Origin of the sequence: Paraburkholderia phytofirmans OLGA172 (assembly GCF_001634365.1) — a bacterium.
Taxonomy (GTDB): Bacteria; Pseudomonadota; Gammaproteobacteria; order Burkholderiales; family Burkholderiaceae; genus Paraburkholderia.
The window spans coordinates 746,638-767,467 of sequence record NZ_CP014579.1; the positions used below are offsets into that span (position 1 = coordinate 746,638).

Below are 20,830 nucleotides of genomic sequence, written 5' to 3' on the forward strand. Positions count from 1 at the left end.
TTGACATGATTACGCAAGTTGCGGATCTTTAGAAGAACAACGTCTCGGCGTCGTTCAGCCAGGACGCGCGGGCCGGCCCGTTCGGAAGCATGCGATACAGCAGGAACCCCAGCTGAACGGTCGGCAAGCCTTCGACGAGGAAGAGCCACTGCAATCCATGCATGCCGGCCTTCCGCATCATCCAATCCAGTCCTGATGCAGCTCGCAGACAAATTTAGCCGCCTCGGAAAACCCGCAACGAGTCGAGTTAAAACACGCCATGAACCAACCGGTAGCGCACGCGGCTCATGTACTCGCGATAAGTCGCGTCGTTCGAGAGCAATTGCTCTTCCCTCACGATCCGTACGATTTGCAGCGTCCACTGGACGACCAGGACGACGACATTGCGAACGCCGAAGTTGGCAACGAGAAAACCGATGTCCGTGACCAGATAGCCCAGGTACAACGGATGGCGAACAACCCGATACGGTCCGGCCACGATGACGCCGCGATTGGCCGGCAAAAGACCGAACGAACGCCCTAGCGACCACTTTGCATAGATCTGCACCGAAACCCCGGCAACCTGAATGACTGCGGCCAGCCCTTCCGGAACCAGCTTGATGCCGGGTGTAATCTGGAACGCGAGAAAGTAAAAAGTTGCGCAGACGGTCACGACGAGGCTGAGCGGATTCCAGTCACGCTCGCGCGGGACGCGGGCCAACACGGCCAGCACGACGGTCAACACCTCTGCAAACGCGAAAACCAGCAGCGTGACCCGCGATGGGTCTCTCACGTATTGATGAATGCTCATGGCGACGAACAGGCCTAGCAGCGGCACGGTAAGTGCTCGCACAACGACTTCCGTCGTAAGTTGCGCGCGTGTGAGGGCCTTATTCATGGATCGGAACGGATCGTTGGTTCAGGAGCATCGCGGCTGGCGCCTGCGGTAGTGGAAGACATTGCGTCACTGCGCGAGACGCGGCGGAACATACGCCCCGTAGTAAGGGCCGCCCTGTCCGGCGCCGCCGGTCACTTTGAGATTCGTTATCAGATGGCCCTGGATGTATTTACCGCTGCCGCCGACTGCAACATCGATGTGGAAAGCGGCGAAACCGACAATCGTTTCTGTCGACGACGCCAGGCTCTGCACAACCGGTACCAGCACATCGACGTTGGCTGGAACCGAACTGTAAAGTGTCGTCTTGGCGCCGGGTTCAAGCCAGATGGAATTGCCGATGCTCAAGCCAGTCGGATTTCCGCTACTCATGAGAGCACGCATCGTCGGCACGTCGTTCGCATCCGTTGCAAATGATGTCCACTGTCCGCCCGAGCAGCTGCCGTAGAGCGAGTCGTTGGTGATCTGAAATGTATAGGCTTGCCCAGTCGACGGATCGATCGCCGGCGCCCCAGTCTGGGCATTCCAGTACAGGTCGAAAAGGCATTTGTCCAGCGCCACGGGGAACAAACCACCTGGCCCCACATAGCCCGGCGCCGAAACCACTGCCACCGCAGTCGCAGTCACGGCGGTGGTGTACACGCCGAAAAGGGGAGCAAAGAAAAATACCAGTTGCCCGCCATTCAATCCTGTCGCGCGCGAAACGGTGACTTGCACCGCCGGGCTATCGTACGTGCCGGGTGTAATAGTCGAAGACTGCATGCCGGCGGGAGACCTGGTCAAATTCCAGTAACCGCTCTGTACCGTCGCATTAGCCAAAACTATGTGATCCGAAGCATTGAGCTTGACAGCGCTGGCGGCAGCGGCAACAGCGGCGCTCCAGCCAGGCGCCGACGTTCCGGAAGACAGCGCGCTTGCTCCCGCGAGGGCGGCGGCATCCGCCGCGGTCTGCAACTGGTCCTGGGCGAGATAGTAGTGTCCGATATCCACTGAAAACGCTGCGAAAGCCAGCGCCATGAATACAAAAAAAACCAGCACAAAGCTTATCGTCCCACCCTGACGGCGACGCTGGGCAAGCCTGCTGGTGGCCCGGTTGTGTGTGATGCAAGGCTCGTGGCGCGCGGGAAGCATCGGGGTGGTCATGGCCTATTCGTAAATCATGACGGCTGTTGCGTTCAGAACGACGGGGGCAACCAGGGCACTAAACTGCGAGCCGAGCAGCAGACCCTGATAGGTGTACGAAACCGCGACCTGCAGTGTGCTTCCGGAGGTCGCTCCGTTCGATTGCGTCACCGTGACGGTTGGCGAGGTTGCGCTCCCGCCAGAGACCAGGCTGTTCTGCGCGTAGGAGACTGTGAGGGAGGCGATCTGGCTCGTCGTCAGCGGTGGCACCTGGACTACGATGCCGGCTCTGGCGCCCGCGCGGGCCGCGTTCGTAATGACGGCGTCGTCATAAAAAATCAGATTGACGTCGATGATTCCCACCAGAATCATGACCAGAAACGGCAGCAGAATGGCGAATTCGATTGCCGCCGATCCTCGGCTCGCGCGAGGCACCCGGCTTGCACGGTTAGGGTAGGGCATCGACATTCCGGGTTTCATCGCACGGTCATAGATGGATTCGTGCCGGACGCGGTGTCGCTCGACGTCGCGCCTGAGCCTATCGACGCCGGCGTCGCCGGCCTTGCCATCCGGTCGCGTTGAATCTCATAGAAGCGAAGGTTGTCCTGTACGGAGGCTTTCGGCAGATCCTGTCCGAGGATGGCCGCCGCTGCTTCCGGATTGCCGAGCAGGCCGTACGCGAGCGCGAGATCCTGGCGCGCCTGAGGCGGCGCACCGGGATAGCGCGTCACGTCGAGCAATACATTCGCGCCGTCACGCGGATTGCCCCCCAGCGTCAGCGACAATCCAAGGTTGACGCTCAGGCCCGGATCGCCAGGGCTGGCCTTGAGCGCCTGCCGCAGCACGGCTTGCGCCGCGATGTGATCGCCCTTCAGGTCGAGCGCCGCACCGAGGCCCGCTGAAGCGAGCGGCTCGTCAGGCTTCAGGGCCAGTACCTTTCGATAGATCGAGATCGCATCGTCAAAGCGCCGCTGACGAATGGCCACGCGCGCCGTGCCGATCATCGGCGCGGTCGCACTGGGGGCGCTCTGCAGTGCCCGCTCGTAGTAGACGGCCGATCGAGTGAAGTCGCCCACAGCGTAGAGTGTGTCGCCGAGGCCAGTCAGGCCGGCAACCGAGTGGGGGTCGGCGGCCACGACCTTTTCGTAGAGCGTCGTGGCCAGCTCCACGTTGCCCGAGTCGAGTGCCGTGCCGGCAATGCGAAGCTCGCCCATGCGGTCAGGCATCTGGTTGCGGGGCTCCACATGCGCTTCTGAGACGTGATATGTCGTCGTGCAGGCGCCCGCCGCGACAAGTGCGCCGGCGCAGCAGCAAGCGAGCCTGACAAGCCGTGCCACCCGGCGCACCGCGCGTCGGTGTGCCGCGAGCACACGAAGGTCGATTCGCAGTTCTATGGTTTTCATTGTTTGGCGAAGAACTCCAGAACTTGAATAACTGCCGGACCGGCTGCAATGACGACAACCGCCGGCAGAATGAACACCATCATCGGCAGCACCATTTTCGGTGCGAGCTTGGCGGCCTTCTCCTCGAGCCCAACGATATGGGCCAGTCGCTCGGTACGAGACAAGGTTCGCAGCGCCTGAGTGATCGGCGTGCCATATCGCATTGACTGTGTCAGCGCGGAAATCAGCGCGCGAATTGACGGCAGGTCGATCCGCTCGGCAAGCCGGCGCAGCGCACGCTCGCTGTCGCCGGATAATTTCAGCTCGTCGGCGGTCAGCGAAAACTCCTCCGAGAGCGGCGGGCAGATGGAAGCCAGTTCATTGGCGACCCGGCGAATGCTCACCGCCAGGCTGTTGCCGGCATTGGTGCAGATCACCAGCAGGTCGAGCGCGTCGGGCAGACAGGACGCCATGGCGCGACGGCGCCGTTCGGCAAGCAACGCGAGCACATATTCCGGGACGATCATCCCGACCATGAATACGAACACCATCAGGATTGCGCGCGCGGCGGCATAGCGGCCGACGACGGGCATGTGCGAACCCAGCATGACCGCCAGCGTCGCACACACAATGCCAAACAGGAACTTGACCGCGACCAGAACGGGAACGGCAAGTTTTCCGCGGTGACCGCCGCGGACCATCTGTCTGCCGAGTTCTGCGCGATACTTCGCGTCGAACAGCGGCAGCTTGTTCCCCAGCGTCGCCAGGCGTCGCATCAGCTGCGCGCGCAGTCTGGGATCGTCGCCATCCACGTCGACCGGCGCACTGTCCAGGCGCTGGCTGAATGCCGCCTCGCGCGCGCGTTCGGCTATCCTGCCGCGCCTGCCGCCGCGCTTCACGGCCCACCATAGCGCTAGCACGCCGAACCATGCCAGCAGCATCAGAAGGTTGAGCAGTGTCTCGAAGCTGGCTGGGCTCATCGTGAGGTATTGAGTTTGGACATCCCGTTGATCACAGCGATACCGACCACGACTGAGATCGACGCGAACGTCAGCAGCTTCTGCCCGGCGGGCCGGTCGAACAGCACCATGACGTAAGCGCGATTCAGGCCGTACAGGCCAAGCATGATGACAACCGGAATGGCGGCTAGAATCCGGGTCGTGATCCGCGCTTCCGCGGTCAGCGCCTTCGTTTTCATGCGGATCTCGCCGCGTGTGCGGACAATGGCGGCCAGGTTTTCGAGCGTTTCCCCGAGTTGGCCGCCCGTCTCACGCTGCAAAAGCAGACACACGCAAAAGAACGAGAAGTCAGTGACTTCGATTCGACGCATGGCCACCGCTAGCACTTCTTCCAGGTCGATCCCAAGCTGCAGCGCGTCGCCCATCAACCGGAATTCGTGACGAAGCGGCTCGGGACATTCGTTGGCAGCCGCACCGATGACGTGGGTGACAGGCACGCCCGCGCGCACCGCTCGCACGATCATGTCTATCAGGTCCGCGAAGCCATCCAGGAAGCGTCGCCGGAAGCGGGCGACAAGAAAACGATAGGCTTGCACCGCGGCAACGAGGGAAAGTGCGGGCGGCATCAACAGTTTGACGACGCCGGGAAGCGGCATGAAACGCGTCATTGCCAGCGCGAGGAGCGCACCAGCGATCGCGGCGCCGATCACGATACGAAGGCCGCTCGCACCGGCGACCGTCCTGACGCGGGTGATTTTTGGCGCGAGCCAGCGGCTGACGGCATTGCCGCGCCGGTTCACCTTGAAGAGGGACGCGTCAAAGCGGCCTGCAGCCGGGGCGAGCCCCCCGTCCTGAACCAGAAAAGATCGAAGCATGCGCGCCCTGATCCGCGCGTCGGGCCGGTTGTTTCGCATCTCCTGAACGGTAAGCACAAGCAGGCCGAGCAACAGCGCGCAAGCGAACGAGGAGAGGGTGACGAGGTCGATCGACGTCATGGTGTCATGGCCTCCAGCAGCGCGTCTTCGACGCCGTAATAGGCGGCACGCTCGCAAAAAGCAGGTCTGAGCGCCGCCGTTTCGAAGACACCCCTGACTTCTTCGTTGTAGGCGCTCGCGTCGTACCGGAATATGAAGAGATCCTGGGTGATGATGACGTCGCCTTCCATGCCGACCAACTCCGTGATGCGCGTCACGCGCCGCACGCCGTCGCGCATCCTTTCGATCTGCACGAGCAGATGGACCGCGCTCGCAATCTGCCGCCGGATCGACATGAGCGGCAGATTGCCGTTCGCCATCATGACCATGCTCTCGAGCCGGGTGATCGCGTCGCGCGGGGTGTTCGCGTGGATCGTCGTCATCGAGCCGTCGTGGCCAGTGTTCATTGCCTGCAGGACGTCGGACGCCTCCGGCCCCCGCGTTTCGCCGAGGATGATCCGGTCTGGCCGCATCCGCAGCGCGTTGCGCACCAGATCGCGCTGGGCGACGCCGCCCAGCCCCTCCGCATTCTCAGGGCGCGTTTCGAGGCTGACGACATGCGGTTGCTGAAGCTGTAGTTCGGCTGCATCTTCGATCGTAATCACGCGTTCGCGATCGCCGATGAAGTGGGACAGCGCGTTCAGCAAGGTGGTCTTGCCCGAGCCGGTGCCGCCCGACACGATGATGTTGAGGCGGCACGTGCTGGCGAGCTTGAGAACATTGCTCATCTGCACCGACATGTTGCCCTGCTGCGCCATCCGATGCAGCGTGATATTGCGCTTCGAAAACTTGCGGATCGCGATACAGGCGCCGTGAATCGCCAGCGGTGGCAGGATGACATTGACCCGGCTGCCGTCGGCAAGGCGCGCATCGACCATCGGACTGCTTTCGTCCACCCTGCGGCCCACGCCGGCCGCGATGCGCTGTGCCACGTTGACGACGTGGGCGTTGTCGCGGAACTTGTACGGCGTCAGTTCCAGCCGGCCATGGCGTTCGACATAGACCTGATCGGGGCCGTTGACGAGCACGTCGGTCACGCTGTCGTCCGCGAGAAGCGGCTCGATCGGACCCACGCCGAACATGTCGTTGAGCAGTTCGCTGACAATCTGGCCCTGCTCCGAAATCGTGATATTCAGCCGCTCATGCGCAGCGATCTCCAGGACGAGCTGTTCGACGCCGGGTTTCATCTGCTCGCGCGTCTTCCCGACCGCGGCCGACGCGTTCATCGAGGTGAATACGCCATTGCGGATGATCCTGAACAGGTCCGAGCGGACCAATGCCTCGTTACCCTCCGCTAACGCCGGGCGCTCCGGCAAAGTCGCGAGCGCTGCGTCCGCCCGGACGGGAGGCACAGCAATTGGCCTCGCGCCTGTATCTGCCTGGGTCTCAACTGCGTCTGGCTGAGGTGGCTGCTTTTGCCCGAACATCAGCGTCTCCTGATTCCGAGCTTCTGGAGAAACGTGCGCTCGGCGGCCATATCCTGGCCGGTGAGATCACTGCCAATACGCCTGATCGCCTGATTGAAACCGATGGCCGCTTTTTCGTCGGGCGCCTCGCCGAGATTCTCGGCGATCGATACGGCCTTCACTTCGAACGGCACTTCATACAGGACGCTGCGTCCGACGGCCGCCATGAAATCGGCGGCCTGCACCTTGCCCGCGGTCACGGCATTAGGGCTATTGAGCAGCAGCGAAGCAGCCGGATTGTTGTCGCGGTCCTCGATGTAGCGCAGCAGGCGGACTGTCTCGCGTGCGGAATGCACCGAGCGGTCGGCAACGAGGTAGACACGCGATGCGTGGTTGAACGCTTCGCCCGCGAGCGGATCGGCGTGGTTTCCCACATCGAGCATCACATAATGGAAACTGTCGTGAAGCACCTCGAGCACGCGCTTGAGCGCGCCAGCCTGGAACGGCCTTGGGGCACCGTAGTCCAGTTCGGAGGACAGGACGAAAAGCCGGCTCCCCTTCGCGACGAGCGTGCGTTCCACATACTGCGGATCCAGCCGGTGCACGTTCTGCAGCACGTCCATCAGGCCGTTGTTGCTCTGGATGCCAAGCATGCTGTTCGCGGCGCCGCCGTACACATTCAGGTCGACATAAGCGACCCGGCGATGCGTGTCTTCGGCCAGACGGCGGGCGAGATTCAGGCCGATGGTCGTGACTCCAACGCCGCCTCGCGATCCGACGAGTGCAATCGTCTTGCCGGCACGGTTCTGCACGACGGGATTGATCTTGCCCTCGGCGACGCTGACCGTCCGCTTGAGCAGTTCGACGGTCAGCGGCTTGACCAGATAGTCGCGTACACCGAGCTTGAGCAAATTGCGAAAGAGCCCGACGTCGTTGCGCTCACCCAGCGCCACGACCTGAACCGATGGTTCGCACACTTCGGCGAGCCGCCCCAGGTCCGAGAGCGGCATCGCCGAGGCATGCAGGTCGACCAGCAGGAATAGTGGCGAGCGTTCGATCTTCGAGAGGTAGAGAATCGCGTCTTCTATACCGCCGATCGCCACGTGCGCGTGCGGCATCGCCTGCTCGAGCACGTAGTTTTTCAGCACCTGTTCCGTGTTGTGATCCGCTACGAACGCAATGAAGTCGACGGCCCGAATCGCTGTCGTGCCTTTGCGGAAACTGAAATCTGTGCTCATGTTGACCTTAGGTGAGTTTCACGCGCATCAACGGGAATCACGCGTCGTCGTCTTGTCGAGCGGTGTCACATGCTCGGTCTGATAACGGTGCACCGCGCTTGCCGCCACAGCGGCGTCGGCCGGTCCGAGCGATTCGGGCCTGACGATGTCCTGCGGATAGGCAAGCTGTGCCGCGAGGTTCGTATAAGTCGCGCAGCCCCACGCCATGTCAGGGCGCTTCCAGCCGGCGTCGGTCAGGATCGATGGGCGAGCCAGACTGGCACAATCGGGCGGCACGGCAAGCTGCCCGTCGAACCGGATGACCGACGCGTCAGGCATCGATCTCGGTGCCCTGAAGCATCCGCTGACGCCGGCCGTGACACTGCAAACCAGCATGAGCGCAATAAGTCGTGCAGAAATCATGGCTGTTTCGCTCAATATCAATAGACATACCCGGCTGCACCGACGAGGCGCGGTTGCCCGGATGGGGTAGAAGCCTCGCCGGACTCATGTCTGAAGCTGTACTCGACATCGCTGCTCGGCGACATGAGTGAATCGAGTGGTGTACGAAGCCTGGCTGGATCTGTCGGTTCGACGAGATAGGGCGTCACGATGATGACGAGTTCGGTCTTGTTGTTCAGGTAATTGGTCGACGAAAACAGCTTGCCGAGAATCGGAATCGATCCCAGGCCCGGCACCTGCGAAACGATGTCGGTCGTGTTGGTTTGCAGCAAACCGCCGATGGCGAAGCTTTGCCCGCTTGCGAGCTCGACGGTGGTGTCGGCTCGGCGCACGCTCAACCCCGGCACCGTGATGCCATTGGTGGTGACACTCGCGGTCGTGTCGATCTGACTGACTTCCGGGCGGACTTTCAGGCTGATGCGGTGCTCATTGATCACCGTCGGGGTGAAATCGAGTTTTACGCCGAACTGTTTGAACTCCACGGTAACCGAGCCGTTGTTGGTCTGCGCTATCGGAATTGGAAATTCGCCGCCTGCGAGAAAGCTGGCCGTTTGCCCGGACAAGGCCACGAGGTTTGGCTCTGCAAGAACAGTCAGCAAGCCCTCCTGGCTCAATGCGTCGACCATTGCCTGAATGCTCGTGCCACGGCCCCTCTGAACCGTACCGAAGCCGAAGACAGCAGCTGCGGAGAATTGCCCGACCGTCGAGCCGACCGATGCCCAGTTGATCCCCAACTGCTCCGTGACGTTCCGGTCCACTTCGGTGATGCGAACGCGCAACTGCACCTGAAGTGGCCGATCGATTGTGATGCGATTGACGAGCACTTCCTTGTCGGCCAGATAGGGCGAAATCGTCTGCACCACGGCATCGGCATCGGCGGCCGAAGGCGCCTCGCCTGAAACCAGCAACGAACCGGGACTGGCTGTCAGTTTCACGTGCAGGTTCGGAAAGCGCGCGGCGATCGCGCTGCGCAGCGAATCCATGTCGCGGCCGACAACCACTGTCCGTTGAAGCAGTGTCTTGTTGTCCGCACCTAGCACGTACAGTGTCGTTGTACCTGCCTTCTTGCCCAGCACGAAGACCGCCTTCGGAGAGGGCACGTGGACATCCGCGATCGTTGGGTCGGCGACGAACACAGCGGTCGCGTTCTCGCCTAGACGCACGAGGGTGCCCTTGCCGGCGTCCACGGCCAACGCTCCCTGTGAACGCAGAGGCCTGTCAGCCACGGTGGGGTCCGGTCCCGGCGGCAGGGCCGCGCGAACAGGCGCCTCCTCGCCGTAGACGGCAAGCGCGCTAGCCCCGCTTATCACGGCGCAAGCCGTGAGCTTCAAACCGATGCCACCAGGACCCAAACCCGGACTCAACTTTGTTGTCATGGCGTTCCATCCTTGCGAGTGGACGCTATGCCCTCTCGGCGCGTCAGTGCAGTGCGGGGAGAGACGGCAGTGGCGGTACGTTGTTTCCTGCGGTACCGCTTGACTGTGCGACGCTGGACGGCGCGTCGCTCCTGTCGGAACCTCTGTATATCGTCACGGTGGGCGGTAAGGCCGATCCGGAACGGGTGGCAATGAGCTGAGGGCCTCGTGCTCGCGGCAGATCGCGCACGGCGCGTGAAATGTCTCCGGCCCAAACGGGCGGCGGCAGTGAGTCGGCCGGCACGGACGCGGCAGGATCCCGGGAAACGGTCGCGAAGCTGCGCAAGGCGAGCGACAGGCTGCCGAGGCGCGCGGCGACGGCAACGACTTCGCCCATCCGTGGCGTGACCTCAAGCGTCACAGTGCGGGCGCGGTTGGTGACATCCGGGGTATCGCCGCTCTTTGGACGCTGTATTTCCGAGCCGACCGCGAGCACCCGAACATGCTCGACGACGGTTTCGCTCGATACGGCGAGGTCTGGCGAATCAGTCCGGCGGTCCATCTGCTGCGTCAGCAACAGGTCCACGTAGTCGCCGGGCTGGATCAGTCCGGCATTACCCGATACATCGTCGACGGCGACCGACACTGCTCGCATCTCAGGTTTGAGCGTGGCGGCAAGAAAGCCGGGGGCGCTTGGCAGGATGACGTCGTCAGCGACAACCAGGGTCCCGTTCGTTATCGGGCGACGCAAAAGCGCCCCCTTGAGTTCAACCGCGCCGGGTGCCCCGTAGACAACGGCATTGGGGGGAATGTCGGTGACGGGCAACGGCTTCCAGGTAAGATCCTCGTCCCGTAGAAGCAGGCCCTGCGGAAGATCGGCGGCACTGACACGGACCTTTTCGGTGCTGGGCACGGGCGTCGGCGCATGCGCCACGCTTGCGACCACGACCCGAACGATCAGGGCGATCAGGGTGGCGCAGGCAATAAGCAAACCCACTTTGATGATGTTGGACATAGAGACGCCGTCCTACCGCATCGAAAGCAAGGGCAGCACGGAAGGCAACACGATGAGTGAGCCGCCGCCGAGTGCAAGCGCTACACCATAGGGCACGCCTCGCGCTCCCGAAAACATGGCGAGCGTGCGCATCGAGGGCGAGTTCTGCTTCGGGTTCATGTGTCGCGTGGCAAGACTGATCAGGGAAACGCCCAGCCCGATGACCGAGATGAGGGTCAGGGCTGGCAAAGCGAGACTCCGTCCAAGCCACAGGAAGACAATCGACGCCAGCTTTGCGTCGCCTCCACCCAGCACATTCGCCGCGAACAAGGCGGCGCAGACCACCAAAACGGCAAACGCAAGCAGCAGATGGGCAAGCACATCGCCGATGGGCATGCGGATGACGACAGCGTTGATAAAAAACAGTGCGCCGATCATCAGGATCATCCTGCTCGGGAGGCGGCGACAACGCACATCGAAAACCGCGAGCCACAGCAGCGCGCAAAACACGACGAGGCGGATGGCGATAGATAGTGGCGACACAATCAGCACGGCTCCCGAGAACATGAAGATTGGGTGGAGGCTGCGAAAAGCAGGTGCGTCGAGCCTCCCGGTTGCGTGAATTACGCGTTGTTCTGGGACGTTGTGACGCTCTTGAACAAACTGGAAAACATTGAGCTGACGCTGGTGTTGAAGGCGGCCGCCATGCCCCCGAGTGCGAGGACGACGATGCCCGCCAGAACCGCGTATTCCATGGCGCTGACGCCACGCTCGTCACGAACAAATGCTTTCAGAAAGGTGTGCATTTTTTTCTCCTGTAACAAGAAGGAAGGGCAGCCTCAATGAATGAGCAACTGGCCCGACGTGAAAAATCGAACGGTCTATTAAAACAGTCTGATCCCATGAGTAAGCGGCGTATGGCGCCATTCGACGGTTAATGGAACAATGAGCATGCGCGCAAGGAAAAACCTCCCGGATTAAAGTTAGAAATCCTTATTTACATGCGTGTTGAATATTATTCGGTCATGTCTGCATCCGGCGCTCTCCTTGGTGCCTATGAGAAATAAAGAATGCTTAAATTATGTCCGCACATTGGCCGCAGCCAGGAAGCCAGCGTCTTGCCTGTTCTCATCGTATAGTAGGACAATTTGTGAGAAAGAGAACATTTCTGTTTATAAAACGCTTGCTCAACAGAAGTCTCGAGTTCCGGGCGGAACTACACGGACCTTGAACCGGGTACTGTAGTGATTCACGTGGTAGCCGCCGGCAGCGTGGCTCACTTAAAGCCGCGGGAACGACACCCGACTCGCGAAGCCAGCCTTGCACCGCTTCGACCATCGCGACCGGTGGATGATCCCAAGCTTGTTTCGCCCATCATCGTGAGCATGCGGATGCTCGACGAGTCGGCGGATATTCGGGCGATGCTGGAGCTGATGTACGGACTGTACGATGAGGAAGAGATGACCTGCATGCCGCCGCACGGCGGGTGAGGGCGAGATTTGCCCGTTGCCGTATCCGCCTGCCGCACACGCCTGAAGCAGGCTGCGGCAGGCAGCTGGCTATTACTGCTTGATGCCTTCCGTCTGAATATGCAGCGTGGTCTGCATCTTGAAGCCATAGGTCTTGCCGAAATCGATGCCGAAATCGTCGCGATTGAACGTTGCGGTCGATTCGGTGCCGCACACTTCACGCTTGATCATCGGGTTCATGACGCAATTGAACGATACGATCTTCAGGTTGACCGGCTTGGTCACGCCATGCAAGGTCAGCGTGCCAATCACTTCCACGGGCTTGTCGCCGTCGAAGCGGATCTGCGTGCCCTTGTAGGTGGCGGTCGGGTACTTGGCGACGTCGAAGAACTTGTCGCTGACCAGTTCCGCGTCGAGCTTGTCGTTACCGATATCCACCGAGCTCAGATCGATCGTCACGTCCGCCGTGCCGGTCTTCGCCGCGCGATCCAGCACCACGGTGCCGCTGTTCTTGTTGAACTTGCCGCGCCAGATCGACAGTCCGCCGAAGTGGTCGGTTTCGAAGCTCGGGTAGGTGTGCATCGGGTCAAGTTGATACGTATCGACGGCGGCCATTGCGTTGAACGACATGGCTGCGGTCAGCGCGCCTGCGGCGAGCAAAAGTTGCTTTTTCAAGTGATTCTCCAGGTTTCAGAAAGGGATGCGATGCTTCGCTGTGCCCAGTTATTTCTTCGAAGCGACAATGTGAAATTTGATGACGACTTCGTCGGCGACAACCGACGTGTCTTTCCATTCGCCCGTACCGACATCGAACTGCGAACGTTTGATCGGCAATGCGCCGTCGAAGGTTTGCGTGTTGCCCTGGCTGGCGATGGTGACCGGCACGACGACGATCTGCGATTTACCTTTGATGGTGAGCTTGCCGGTGACCTTGTACTGGTTGCCGCCCGCCGGCGCGATCGCGCTCGAGACGAACGTCGCGGCCGGATAGGCCGCGCTATCGAACCATTCCTTGCCCTGGGCCTGCTTGTTGTAGTCGTCCGCACCGAGGTCGTAGCTGCCGGTGTCGATCGACACATTGGCGTTGCCGGCGGCCGGCTTGGCCGGATCGAAATTCAGCTGCGCCGAAAACTTCTTGAATTTGCCGTCCACCGGCACATTCATCTGCTTCGTCGTTGCAATAACGCTGCTTTTGCCCGTGTCGACATCGGCGTGCGCGAGGCCTGCACCGAAGAAAGAGACGGCGGCGACGCCGGCCAGAACGGCGTGATAAAAATTTGATTTCATAGTGGTACGCATCCTATCGAATCCAGGCGCGCAAATTGCACGCCGATGGGAATTAGATTGCCAACAGGCTGTAGCTAATTGCCGGCTACTCGCCGGTCATTCGTATGTTATTTGAGGAACGGAATCATCCGTGCGAGTAATCCGTCGCGGTCGACGAATTGATGCTTGAGCGCCGCGAGTACGTGCATGGCCACGAGTGCCAGCAACGTGTAATTGAGCAGCACGTGGACCGTGCGCAAGCCTGCCTTGAGCGCCTGGTCAGGGCCGATGAGGGTGGGCAGCGGCACGATGCCGAGGTACACCACCTGAATGCCCGAGGCCGAGCTATAGAAGTAGCCGGACAGCGGAATCGCCAGCATCAGAACATAGAGCGCGCCATGCACGAGATGGGCGGCAGCCTTCTGCCACGTGGGCGTAGCGCTATCGAGCGCCGGCGCGCGGTGAGTGGCGCGCCACAGCACGCGTGCCACGGCCAGCACGAAGACGGTCACGCCGATCCACTTGTGCCACGAGAAGTACTTCAGCTTGGTCGGCGTGAAGCCATGGATATCGGTCATGATCCAGCCGATATAAAACCCGCAGATGATCAGTAACGCGATGAGCCAGTGCAGGGCGACGGCCGGGCCGCTGTAATGCTCGATATCTGAAGGACGGGGTTTCATGGGTTCATGCTCGCTATTCGTGGTGCTTGCCGCGTGCGGTGTGTCGCGTGTGAATGCGGATAGTAGAGATGTCAATAGGAGCCGACTAGCCGGGGAGAAGAGAACAGATTGTTCTAGCAGTGACGTTAATGTGGATGGAGTGAACGTGGGATGGCACACGAGGCGCCCCACTCCCCGGCGGCATTTCGGTCATGGGTTATGCTGCAAACTTCACTACCGCGCTTGCGCGCAATCAGAATCCAGGGACCTGCTTGGTGAATTCCGTCTTCCTGTCTTGGGGTATCGCCATGGCCGCCACGGCCGGCGTCATCACCCGTCCGTTCAAATGGCCCGAGGCGGTGTGGGCCGTCGCCGGCGCGTTATTACTTGTGTCGTTGAAGCTGCTTCCCGTCGATCTGGCAATCGAGGCAGTCGGCAAAGGCACGGACGTCTACCTCTTCCTGTGCGGCATGATGCTGCTCTCGGAAGTCGGGCGTCGCGAGGGTCTGTTCGACTGGGTCGCTGTATTCGCGGTCAACCACGCCAAAGGTTCTCCGAGGAGGCTCTTTCTGCTGGTCTATCTGGTCGGCGTGGTCATCACCGCCTTCCTTTCCAATGACGCCACCGCGGTCGTTCTCACGCCGGCCGTATGTGCCGCCGCTAAAAAAGCGAAGACCCATCCACTGCCCTTGCTCTTCGTCTGCGCGTTCATTGCGAACGCTGCGAGCTTCGTGCTGCCGATCTCGAACCCGGCCAACATCGTGCTGTACGGCAATCACACGCCCGCGCTCGGCGCCTGGCTGATGCGCTTCACGCTGCCTTCGCTGCTGTCGATCGCTGCGACCTATGTGCTGTTGCGGTGGACCCAGCGCGAGGCGATCGCCGGCACCTGCGAGGCCGATCTTGAGCCGCTCGAGTTGTCGTCGAGCGGGCGCGTTGCGCTTGCGGGTATCGCGGTGACGGCCGTTGTGTTGCTGACGGTTTCCGCCTTCGATGTCCCGCTTGGCCTGCCCACCGCGATACTCGGCACGCTGACCGCCGCGGTCGTGCTGATTCAGGAGCGCAAATCGCCGTTGCCGATGATCCAGGAAATATCATGGAGCGTGCTGCCGTTGGTCGCGGCCTTGTTCGTGCTGGTCGAAATGCTCGATCACACCGGCGTCATCAGGACATTCGTCAATCTGCTGCAAGACGCGACACAACGCAGCGAACTCGCGACGGCCGGCTGGGCGGGCAGCATCATCGCGATCGGCAGCAATCTGATGAATAACCTGCCGGCGGGTCTGATCGCGAGTTCGACCGTGACGCAGGCGCATAGTCCGGAGCGCGTGATCGATGCGTTTCTGATTGGCGTCGATCTGGGGCCGAACCTGTCGATCACCGGCTCGCTCGCAACGATCCTCTGGCTCAACGCAATTCGCCGTGAAGGCGAAGACGTGAGTTTCATGAAATTTTTGAAAGTAGGCGGAGTGGTGATGCTGCCGGCCCTCACGCTGGCGCTTGCCGCGCGAATCCTGATTTTCTGATGAATCGGGCGCAACACGCGGCGGCTGCCTTGACGCCGCGTGTTATCCGCGCCCGTTCAGCGATTGCCGTCGATCGCCGGTGGTGCGCTGGCGGTCAATCACGTCTTCGCTCTTCGCCGTCACCGTCACCGTCACCGCCAGCGTCATGGCCAGGTGCCCGTCGAACGCATGCGCGGCATGGCGGCCGGCGTTTGCGCGGACTGCTCGAGTGAGCGCAGCGCGGCATCAAGCCGCGCGAGGCGTGCGCGCTGGATCGGCATCAGCGATGTTTTAGGAAGCGTGCCCAGCCGATTGCGCCAATACGACAGCGGAATGCGATCGTTGGCGGAGATCAGCTTGAATATGTGTTCGAGATGGGCAATCTCTTTGTCTATATCTTGATAGCTCATCTAAATTCCCGAAAATGAAGTGGATGTGGACGATGAACCATGCAGGCGGGATGCCACCAGTTGGACAGATATGTCTAACCAATGGATGCGCCTGGCGTTGGTGAAGGTTCCAGCAAGTGCCGTGCCCGCACTCCGCGAGGGTGAGTCGGCATCCAGATTTCAAATGCCCCTTCGACACCAGCGCGCCGATGGTCCAGTTCATTGCGCAATTCAGTGCGCTGCGCAGGCGGAACAAGGTGTTATCGCGCGGCACGGGGATGGCCTGTCGGGACTTGCATTCGTCACATTTAACATTTAACGCGGCACCGCCATGACGGGCTGCGCGTAGCTGACGGCAGGAGCGGGCACGATCGCGTAGCTGGTCGGCGCGGGCACCACGACCGTCGTGTACGCGGTAACGGGTTTTGTCGGCAGCGGCACGGGCGTGCCAACCGCGACAGCAACGGGAGCCGGCGGGGGCGCCACCACATAGACCGGCCTGACCGGCGCGTAGTAATAGACGGGGCGTGGCGGCGGCGCGTAGACCACGGCAGCGGGCATATAGACGACCACCCGGGCGAACGCCGTCGACGACCAGGCGAGACCGATGGCGGTGAAGGTAGAGGCGCAGACGAGGCGAATACTCACTTGATGCTCCTGAGACGTTTTGAACGGCGCGGCGCGTCTTCCGGTGAAGAGGCAATGCGGCTGGTTCGGATTGCTTGAGAGTCCGCCCGAACCGTTGAGGCGTTTGAGTCGCTTGAGCTGCTTGAGCTGCTTGAGCTACTTGTTGCGCCGGCAGACGAAAGATACGCAAACCGCGTTCGAAACGGCAGCGCGAACTTATTTCATTCAATGTCGCGCGAAAGTGGGGCAGGAGATAAGCGTGCAGGTGTATGAAGCGCATGTTGTGTTGCGGCGCCGGCGCACACGCCTGCCGCGCCGGCGCTACGAAAACCATGACATACGGCGACATGATTCTGAAATTGCCTTGCGCCGGTGCTTCCTCAAGAATTCGGCCTGTCATCGAACGGATCGCGGCGGTTTGCAGGCGACGCACGATGGCTCAATCGAAGGAGTCAGTCATGAAAAAATTTCTCGCCGTTGTGCTGCTGTGCTGCGCATCCACCGTCACGTTCGCCCAAACGGCCGCACCGCAGGGCGCCAATCCCCAGCGCATGGAGCGCATGGCGCAGCAGCTGCAAACGCGCTTTGCGAATGCCAACACCACGCACGACGGCAAGCTCACTAAAGAGCAAGCCGCCGCGGGCATGCCGATGGTCGCCAAGCATTTCGATGAGATCGACACGCAGAAAGCGGGCTACATCACCTTGCCGCAGATCGCGGCATTCATGCAGGAACGCGGGGCAGCGCACTGAGCCGCGCGAGCATCGGCGGGATCGTAGGACCTTTGACGCCCCAACTCAAGCGGCCTGGTGGACCGCGTTCAACGATCCGGTGCTGAGCGTGCTGGCCACCTAATACCCAAGCTGGCTGCTGCCGGTGGCGGTGGTGCTCGCCGTGCCGCGGGCCTTGCCCGGTACAGCCGGTACGTTTGCCGCGCTCGGTGCGGCCAATAATCTGTACCCGCAGATTGGCCTCGTGCTGTTCATCCCGTCGTTCTATGTGCTATTGCATCCCCAGGCCGAACGGCACGCGGCGCGTCATACGCCGCCCGACGCTTAAACCGAGGAGCTTTCATATGGATCGCCCCGCCAAAATCATCGTGCTAGACGACGAAGCCGAACTGCGCAACATGCTGCAGCGTTTCCTGCGCAGCCACGGCTTCGACGTGCGGGTCGCGGAGGACGGCAAGCGGCTCGACCGTTATCTGGAGCGCGAGCCGTTCGATCTGCTGGTGCTCGATCTGATGATCGGCGAAGAAGACGGCCTCGCCATCTGCGCCCGTTTGCGCGAGCAAGGGCAGACGTTACCGATCCTGATGCTGACCGCCAAGGGCGATCCGCTCGACAAGGTGGTCGGCCTCGAAACCGGCGCCGACGACTATCTCGCCAAACCGTTTCTCCCGCGCGAACTGGTAGCGCGGATCAATGCGCTGCTGCGCCGCCAGAAGATCGCCTCGGGCGACGTCACCGTCACCTCGCAGAACGTGCGCTTCGGCGATTTCAGTCTCGACGTCGGCAAGCAGCAATTGTCGCGTGCTGGAGAGTTGCTGGAGCTTCACTCGGCGCAGATGCTGCTGCTGGTCGCGCTGGCTTCTTCGCCAAACCGGCCTGTGAGCCGTGACAACCTGCTGGCACGCGCTCGTGGGCGCGAGCACGATGCGCTCGATCGCAGCATCGACGTGCAGGTGCTGCGGCTCAGGCAGATCGTCGAGGACGATCCGTCGAAGCCGCGCTTCATCAAGACCGTGTGGGGCGTCGGCTACATGCTGGTCGCGGACGTCGACTCGTGACGCGCGCGTGGCTGCAAAGGGCGCTGCCGAAAACGCTGTTGGCGCGCAATATCGTCTTGCTCATCGTGCTGGTCATGCTGAGCCAGGTGTGTGCGCTCGGCGTGTTGCTGCACTATGTGCAGCGGCCTCGCGTCGAACGGGCGGCCGCGGTGTTCGCCACCTACGTGACGACGCTCGATAACCTGCTTCAGGCTACGCCGCCGGACGCGCGCGCCAAATTGACCGCACGCCTCGACGCTCGCGCGCAACGACCCGCCGAAGCCGCCGTTGAGCCGCCGCCCAGTCTTCTGCGCGCCTATCGCACGTATCAGCGCAACGTGTTTCTCGACAGCTTGCGCGAGCATCTGCCTGCCGACATGCCCGCGCTCTGGCAGTCCGAGGGTGGTCAACGCTTGTGGATTCGCATGCATGCGCCGGCCGATGCGCCGCACACGCCGTACTGGATCGCGCTGCCGATTCCTGATGACGCGCAAGGCGCCGGACTCGACGCCGCGATCCTGCTGTCGCTCGGTTTGGGCGCACTGGCGGCGCTGACCGGCTACGTAATCCAGCGCCACCTTAACGAGCCGCTCCAGCAGTTGACGCGGGCGGCGCGCCGCGTGAGTGCCGGCGAGACGCCCGCGCCGCTGCCGACCGACGGGCCGACCGAGATCGCCGCGGTAAGCAGCGCATTCAATCAGATGACGCATGCGCTGCAACAAGCCGAAGCGACGCGCGCACTGATGCTGGCAGGCATCTCGCACGACATCCGTACGCCGCTCACCAAACTGCGGCTCTCGATGGCCATGGCGATGCCGGACGGCAGCGACAGCAGCTTTGTGGTCGCCGCCGAGTCCTATCTGGACCAGATCGAAACGATCTTGCAGCAGTTCATGGATTACGCGGGCAGCGGCGAGCGCGAAGCGGCCGAACCCGGCGATCTCAATGCGCTGATCGAACGGCTCGCCGGCGATTTCGCAGGGCTGGGGCACGAGTTCGCGCTGTCGCTCGCGGTTTTGCCCGCGATTGCGTATCGGCCGATCAGCATGCTGCGGCTCCTGATGAACCTCATGCAGAACGCGATCGTATATGGCGGCACCGGGCTCGCCGTGCGGAGTTGGGCCACGGGCGAAGCCGCGTATGTCGCAGTCGGCGATCGCGGCAAAGGGCTTTCCGCAGAGGAATTGGAGCAGCTCAAAGCGCCGTTTCAGCGTGGCCGCAATGCTCGCGCGCATAGCGGCGGTACTGGGCTTGGGCTTGCGATTGTCGAGCGGATTGCGCGGCTGCACGGCGGCAGCCTGCAGTTTCATGCGCGCGAGGGCGGCGGCCTGGAGGTGTGGGTGGTGTTGCCGCTCATTCCAAGGGCCTATCCAGCCACGCGTCCAGCCCCACCCGGAAGGCCACGCCCGCGATAACCGGCACGGTTAGCATGAGAATGATGCCGAAGTTGGGAATCTCGTCGCCGTAAGTGATCGGACCGTAGAGCACGACCGTCGCAACGATCGCGAAGACCGCGACGCCGACCGCGACCATCAGAAGATTGCGCGACACAATGGACAGATCCTTGCGTTTCGCCTTGCCCGGCGTGGCGCTGGCAGTGGGGACTTCGTCGTGTTGGGCGGGCATGATGGTTCTCGTGACTGGAAGAAGGGCGGCAAGTGCGCTGAGCCGGTAGCCGCGTTGAGGCAGGCACAGCCCTAACATCAATATAAGCCGCATCGCCATCTTACCCAACGGTCAGTTACTGCTTGCCCGAAGCGAGCTGCTCGTTGCGCTCAGCGAGAAACCGGATCAGACCGTCCACACCGCTTTCCTGGATCTTGTCGCTGAACTGCTGCCGATATGTCTGGATCAGCCAGACGCCGAGCACGTTCAGGTCATACAAGCGCCAGCCCTGCGGCGTGCGGTACAACCGGTAGTCGATTTCTGCTGGTTCGCCGTTCCTGGTTGCAATCGTGCGCACCACCACGTCCGTATCGGTTGGAGCGAAGTGTATCGGCGGGTACTCGATCCGTTGATCAGGACGGAGCTGGCCGATAGCGCCCGAATAGGTGTGGATCAGGAGCATCTTGAACTGTTCGACCATTTGCTGCTGCTGCGCCGGCGTTGCCGTGCGCCAGTAGCGGCCCATCGTGAGCGACGTGGTGCGGCGAAAATCGGTGTAAGGAATGATGTCGCGGTTCACGATATCCATGATGCGGGGAATATCGTCCGGCTCGATCGCGCGGGTGCGCACCTCGTCGAGGATCTGCTGCGTCGCGGTCTTGATCAGAACCTGCGGCTCCGATTGGTCGATTTCCGCGTACGCCGCACCGCCAAACGAGAGCAAGGCTGCGCAAAAAGTCACTAGAAAAAGAGTCTTCATGTCGAGAATCCTGGCTGGGTGCATTGGCGTGCTG

Annotated in this window: 27 protein-coding genes; 6 read left to right on the forward strand and 21 right to left on the reverse strand. The window is 61.7% G+C overall.

Features of this window, described 5'->3' with window-relative positions:
• Positions 1 to 28: 28 nt before the first annotated feature.
• From AYM40_RS40555 to AYM40_RS23645, 14 genes are all read right to left on the reverse strand, one after another.
• Positions 29 to 181 carry a hypothetical protein gene (locus AYM40_RS40555; protein ID WP_236721064.1) on the reverse strand — a complete coding sequence of 51 codons (153 nt, stop codon included), beginning with the start codon at positions 179 to 181 and terminating at the stop codon, positions 29 to 31.
• A 66-nt stretch (positions 182 to 247) separates the two neighbouring features.
• On the reverse strand, positions 248 to 877 hold the full coding sequence (locus tag AYM40_RS23585; RefSeq protein WP_063498648.1) for a methyltransferase family protein: 630 nt from the start codon (positions 875 to 877) through the stop codon (positions 248 to 250).
• A 66-nt stretch (positions 878 to 943) separates the two neighbouring features.
• Positions 944 to 2,017 (reverse strand): TadG family pilus assembly protein, encoded by a 1,074-nt coding sequence (locus tag AYM40_RS23590; RefSeq protein ID WP_264300966.1) that lies wholly within the window; start codon positions 2,015 to 2,017, stop codon positions 944 to 946.
• 3 nt (positions 2,018 to 2,020) lie between these two features.
• The gene (locus tag AYM40_RS23595; protein ID WP_063500647.1) at positions 2,021 to 2,458 is read right to left on the reverse strand and encodes a TadE/TadG family type IV pilus assembly protein; all 438 of its coding nucleotides are present in this window, start codon (positions 2,456 to 2,458) and stop codon (positions 2,021 to 2,023) included.
• A 14-nt stretch (positions 2,459 to 2,472) separates the two neighbouring features.
• The gene (locus AYM40_RS23600) at positions 2,473 to 3,399 is read right to left on the reverse strand and encodes a tetratricopeptide repeat protein (protein ID WP_063498649.1); all 927 of its coding nucleotides are present in this window, start codon (positions 3,397 to 3,399) and stop codon (positions 2,473 to 2,475) included.
• The gene (locus tag AYM40_RS23605; protein WP_063498650.1) at positions 3,396 to 4,358 is read right to left on the reverse strand and encodes a type II secretion system F family protein; all 963 of its coding nucleotides are present in this window, start codon (positions 4,356 to 4,358) and stop codon (positions 3,396 to 3,398) included. The genes AYM40_RS23600 and AYM40_RS23605 overlap by 4 nt, the downstream gene beginning before the upstream one ends.
• Positions 4,355 to 5,332: a type II secretion system F family protein gene (locus AYM40_RS23610; protein ID WP_063498651.1), complete on the reverse strand. Its 978-nt coding sequence runs from the start codon at positions 5,330 to 5,332 to the stop codon at positions 4,355 to 4,357. The genes AYM40_RS23605 and AYM40_RS23610 overlap by 4 nt, the downstream gene beginning before the upstream one ends.
• Positions 5,329 to 6,738: a CpaF family protein gene (locus AYM40_RS23615; protein ID WP_063498652.1), complete on the reverse strand. Its 1,410-nt coding sequence runs from the start codon at positions 6,736 to 6,738 to the stop codon at positions 5,329 to 5,331. The genes AYM40_RS23610 and AYM40_RS23615 overlap by 4 nt, the downstream gene beginning before the upstream one ends.
• Positions 6,738 to 7,955: an AAA family ATPase gene (locus AYM40_RS23620; protein ID WP_063498653.1), complete on the reverse strand. Its 1,218-nt coding sequence runs from the start codon at positions 7,953 to 7,955 to the stop codon at positions 6,738 to 6,740. Before AYM40_RS23620 ends, AYM40_RS23615 begins: the two co-directional genes overlap by 1 nt.
• Before the next feature lie 27 nt (positions 7,956 to 7,982).
• Positions 7,983 to 8,273 carry a CpaD family pilus assembly lipoprotein gene (locus tag AYM40_RS23625; RefSeq protein WP_335341232.1) on the reverse strand — a complete coding sequence of 97 codons (291 nt, stop codon included), beginning with the start codon at positions 8,271 to 8,273 and terminating at the stop codon, positions 7,983 to 7,985.
• A 101-nt stretch (positions 8,274 to 8,374) separates the two neighbouring features.
• The gene (locus AYM40_RS23630; RefSeq protein ID WP_082855261.1) at positions 8,375 to 9,772 is read right to left on the reverse strand and encodes a type II and III secretion system protein family protein; all 1,398 of its coding nucleotides are present in this window, start codon (positions 9,770 to 9,772) and stop codon (positions 8,375 to 8,377) included.
• A gap of 43 nt (positions 9,773 to 9,815) precedes the next feature.
• Entirely contained in the window at positions 9,816 to 10,766 is a 951-nt protein-coding gene (cpaB, locus tag AYM40_RS23635) for a Flp pilus assembly protein CpaB (RefSeq protein ID WP_063498655.1), read from the reverse strand.
• Positions 10,767 to 10,778: 12 nt separating this feature from the next.
• Positions 10,779 to 11,312, reverse strand: a complete 534-nt coding sequence (locus tag AYM40_RS23640; protein WP_082855262.1) for an A24 family peptidase — start codon at positions 11,310 to 11,312, stop codon at positions 10,779 to 10,781.
• Between the two features lie 56 nt (positions 11,313 to 11,368).
• A complete protein-coding gene (locus AYM40_RS23645; protein WP_063498656.1) occupies positions 11,369 to 11,551 on the reverse strand; it encodes a Flp family type IVb pilin in 183 nt (60 codons plus the stop codon).
• A 540-nt stretch (positions 11,552 to 12,091) separates the two neighbouring features.
• On the opposite strand from AYM40_RS23645, the gene AYM40_RS40560 reads away from it, so the two are divergent.
• Entirely contained in the window at positions 12,092 to 12,235 is a 144-nt protein-coding gene (locus AYM40_RS40560; protein WP_181448457.1) for a hypothetical protein, read from the forward strand.
• 72 nt (positions 12,236 to 12,307) lie between these two features.
• Here the strand turns inward: AYM40_RS40560 and AYM40_RS23650 are convergent, their stop codons facing one another.
• From AYM40_RS23650 to AYM40_RS23660, 3 genes are all read right to left on the reverse strand, one after another.
• Positions 12,308 to 12,889, reverse strand: a complete 582-nt coding sequence (locus AYM40_RS23650; RefSeq protein ID WP_063498657.1) for a YceI family protein — start codon at positions 12,887 to 12,889, stop codon at positions 12,308 to 12,310.
• A 48-nt stretch (positions 12,890 to 12,937) separates the two neighbouring features.
• Positions 12,938 to 13,501: a YceI family protein gene (locus tag AYM40_RS23655; protein WP_063498658.1), complete on the reverse strand. Its 564-nt coding sequence runs from the start codon at positions 13,499 to 13,501 to the stop codon at positions 12,938 to 12,940.
• A 107-nt stretch (positions 13,502 to 13,608) separates the two neighbouring features.
• The gene (locus tag AYM40_RS23660) at positions 13,609 to 14,163 is read right to left on the reverse strand and encodes a cytochrome b (protein ID WP_063498659.1); all 555 of its coding nucleotides are present in this window, start codon (positions 14,161 to 14,163) and stop codon (positions 13,609 to 13,611) included.
• A 254-nt stretch (positions 14,164 to 14,417) separates the two neighbouring features.
• Here AYM40_RS23660 and AYM40_RS23665 point away from each other — a divergent pair, with 254 nt between their 5' ends.
• The gene (locus AYM40_RS23665) at positions 14,418 to 15,668 is read left to right on the forward strand and encodes an arsenic transporter (RefSeq protein ID WP_063500650.1); all 1,251 of its coding nucleotides are present in this window, start codon (positions 14,418 to 14,420) and stop codon (positions 15,666 to 15,668) included.
• A gap of 143 nt (positions 15,669 to 15,811) precedes the next feature.
• Here the strand turns inward: AYM40_RS23665 and AYM40_RS23670 are convergent, their stop codons facing one another.
• Together AYM40_RS23670 and AYM40_RS23675 are read right to left on the reverse strand one after the other, a co-directional pair.
• Positions 15,812 to 16,057 (reverse strand): hypothetical protein, encoded by a 246-nt coding sequence (locus tag AYM40_RS23670; protein WP_063498660.1) that lies wholly within the window; start codon positions 16,055 to 16,057, stop codon positions 15,812 to 15,814.
• A 294-nt stretch (positions 16,058 to 16,351) separates the two neighbouring features.
• A complete protein-coding gene (locus tag AYM40_RS23675) occupies positions 16,352 to 16,684 on the reverse strand; it encodes a hypothetical protein (RefSeq protein ID WP_063498661.1) in 333 nt (110 codons plus the stop codon).
• A 437-nt stretch (positions 16,685 to 17,121) separates the two neighbouring features.
• On the opposite strand from AYM40_RS23675, the gene AYM40_RS23680 reads away from it, so the two are divergent.
• The 4 genes from AYM40_RS23680 to AYM40_RS23695 all read left to right on the forward strand — a co-directional run bounded on the left by AYM40_RS23680 (position 17,122) and on the right by AYM40_RS23695 (position 19,846).
• Positions 17,122 to 17,415: a hypothetical protein gene (locus AYM40_RS23680; RefSeq protein ID WP_063498662.1), complete on the forward strand. Its 294-nt coding sequence runs from the start codon at positions 17,122 to 17,124 to the stop codon at positions 17,413 to 17,415.
• 124 nt (positions 17,416 to 17,539) lie between these two features.
• Positions 17,540 to 17,722 (forward strand): hypothetical protein, encoded by a 183-nt coding sequence (locus AYM40_RS23685; protein ID WP_063498663.1) that lies wholly within the window; start codon positions 17,540 to 17,542, stop codon positions 17,720 to 17,722.
• A 16-nt stretch (positions 17,723 to 17,738) separates the two neighbouring features.
• On the forward strand, positions 17,739 to 18,452 hold the full coding sequence (locus AYM40_RS23690) for a response regulator (RefSeq protein ID WP_063498664.1): 714 nt from the start codon (positions 17,739 to 17,741) through the stop codon (positions 18,450 to 18,452).
• The gene (locus AYM40_RS23695; protein ID WP_063498665.1) at positions 18,449 to 19,846 is read left to right on the forward strand and encodes an ATP-binding protein; all 1,398 of its coding nucleotides are present in this window, start codon (positions 18,449 to 18,451) and stop codon (positions 19,844 to 19,846) included. The genes AYM40_RS23690 and AYM40_RS23695 overlap by 4 nt, the downstream gene beginning before the upstream one ends.
• On the opposite strand, the gene AYM40_RS23700 is transcribed toward AYM40_RS23695, so the two are convergent.
• Both AYM40_RS23700 and AYM40_RS23705 read right to left on the reverse strand, forming a co-directional pair.
• A complete protein-coding gene (locus AYM40_RS23700) occupies positions 19,785 to 20,057 on the reverse strand; it encodes a hypothetical protein (RefSeq protein WP_063498666.1) in 273 nt (90 codons plus the stop codon). The genes AYM40_RS23695 and AYM40_RS23700 overlap by 62 nt on opposite strands.
• 115 nt (positions 20,058 to 20,172) lie before the next feature.
• Positions 20,173 to 20,796 carry an MlaC/ttg2D family ABC transporter substrate-binding protein gene (locus AYM40_RS23705; RefSeq protein WP_063498667.1) on the reverse strand — a complete coding sequence of 208 codons (624 nt, stop codon included), beginning with the start codon at positions 20,794 to 20,796 and terminating at the stop codon, positions 20,173 to 20,175.
• Positions 20,797 to 20,830: the final 34 nt, after the last annotated feature.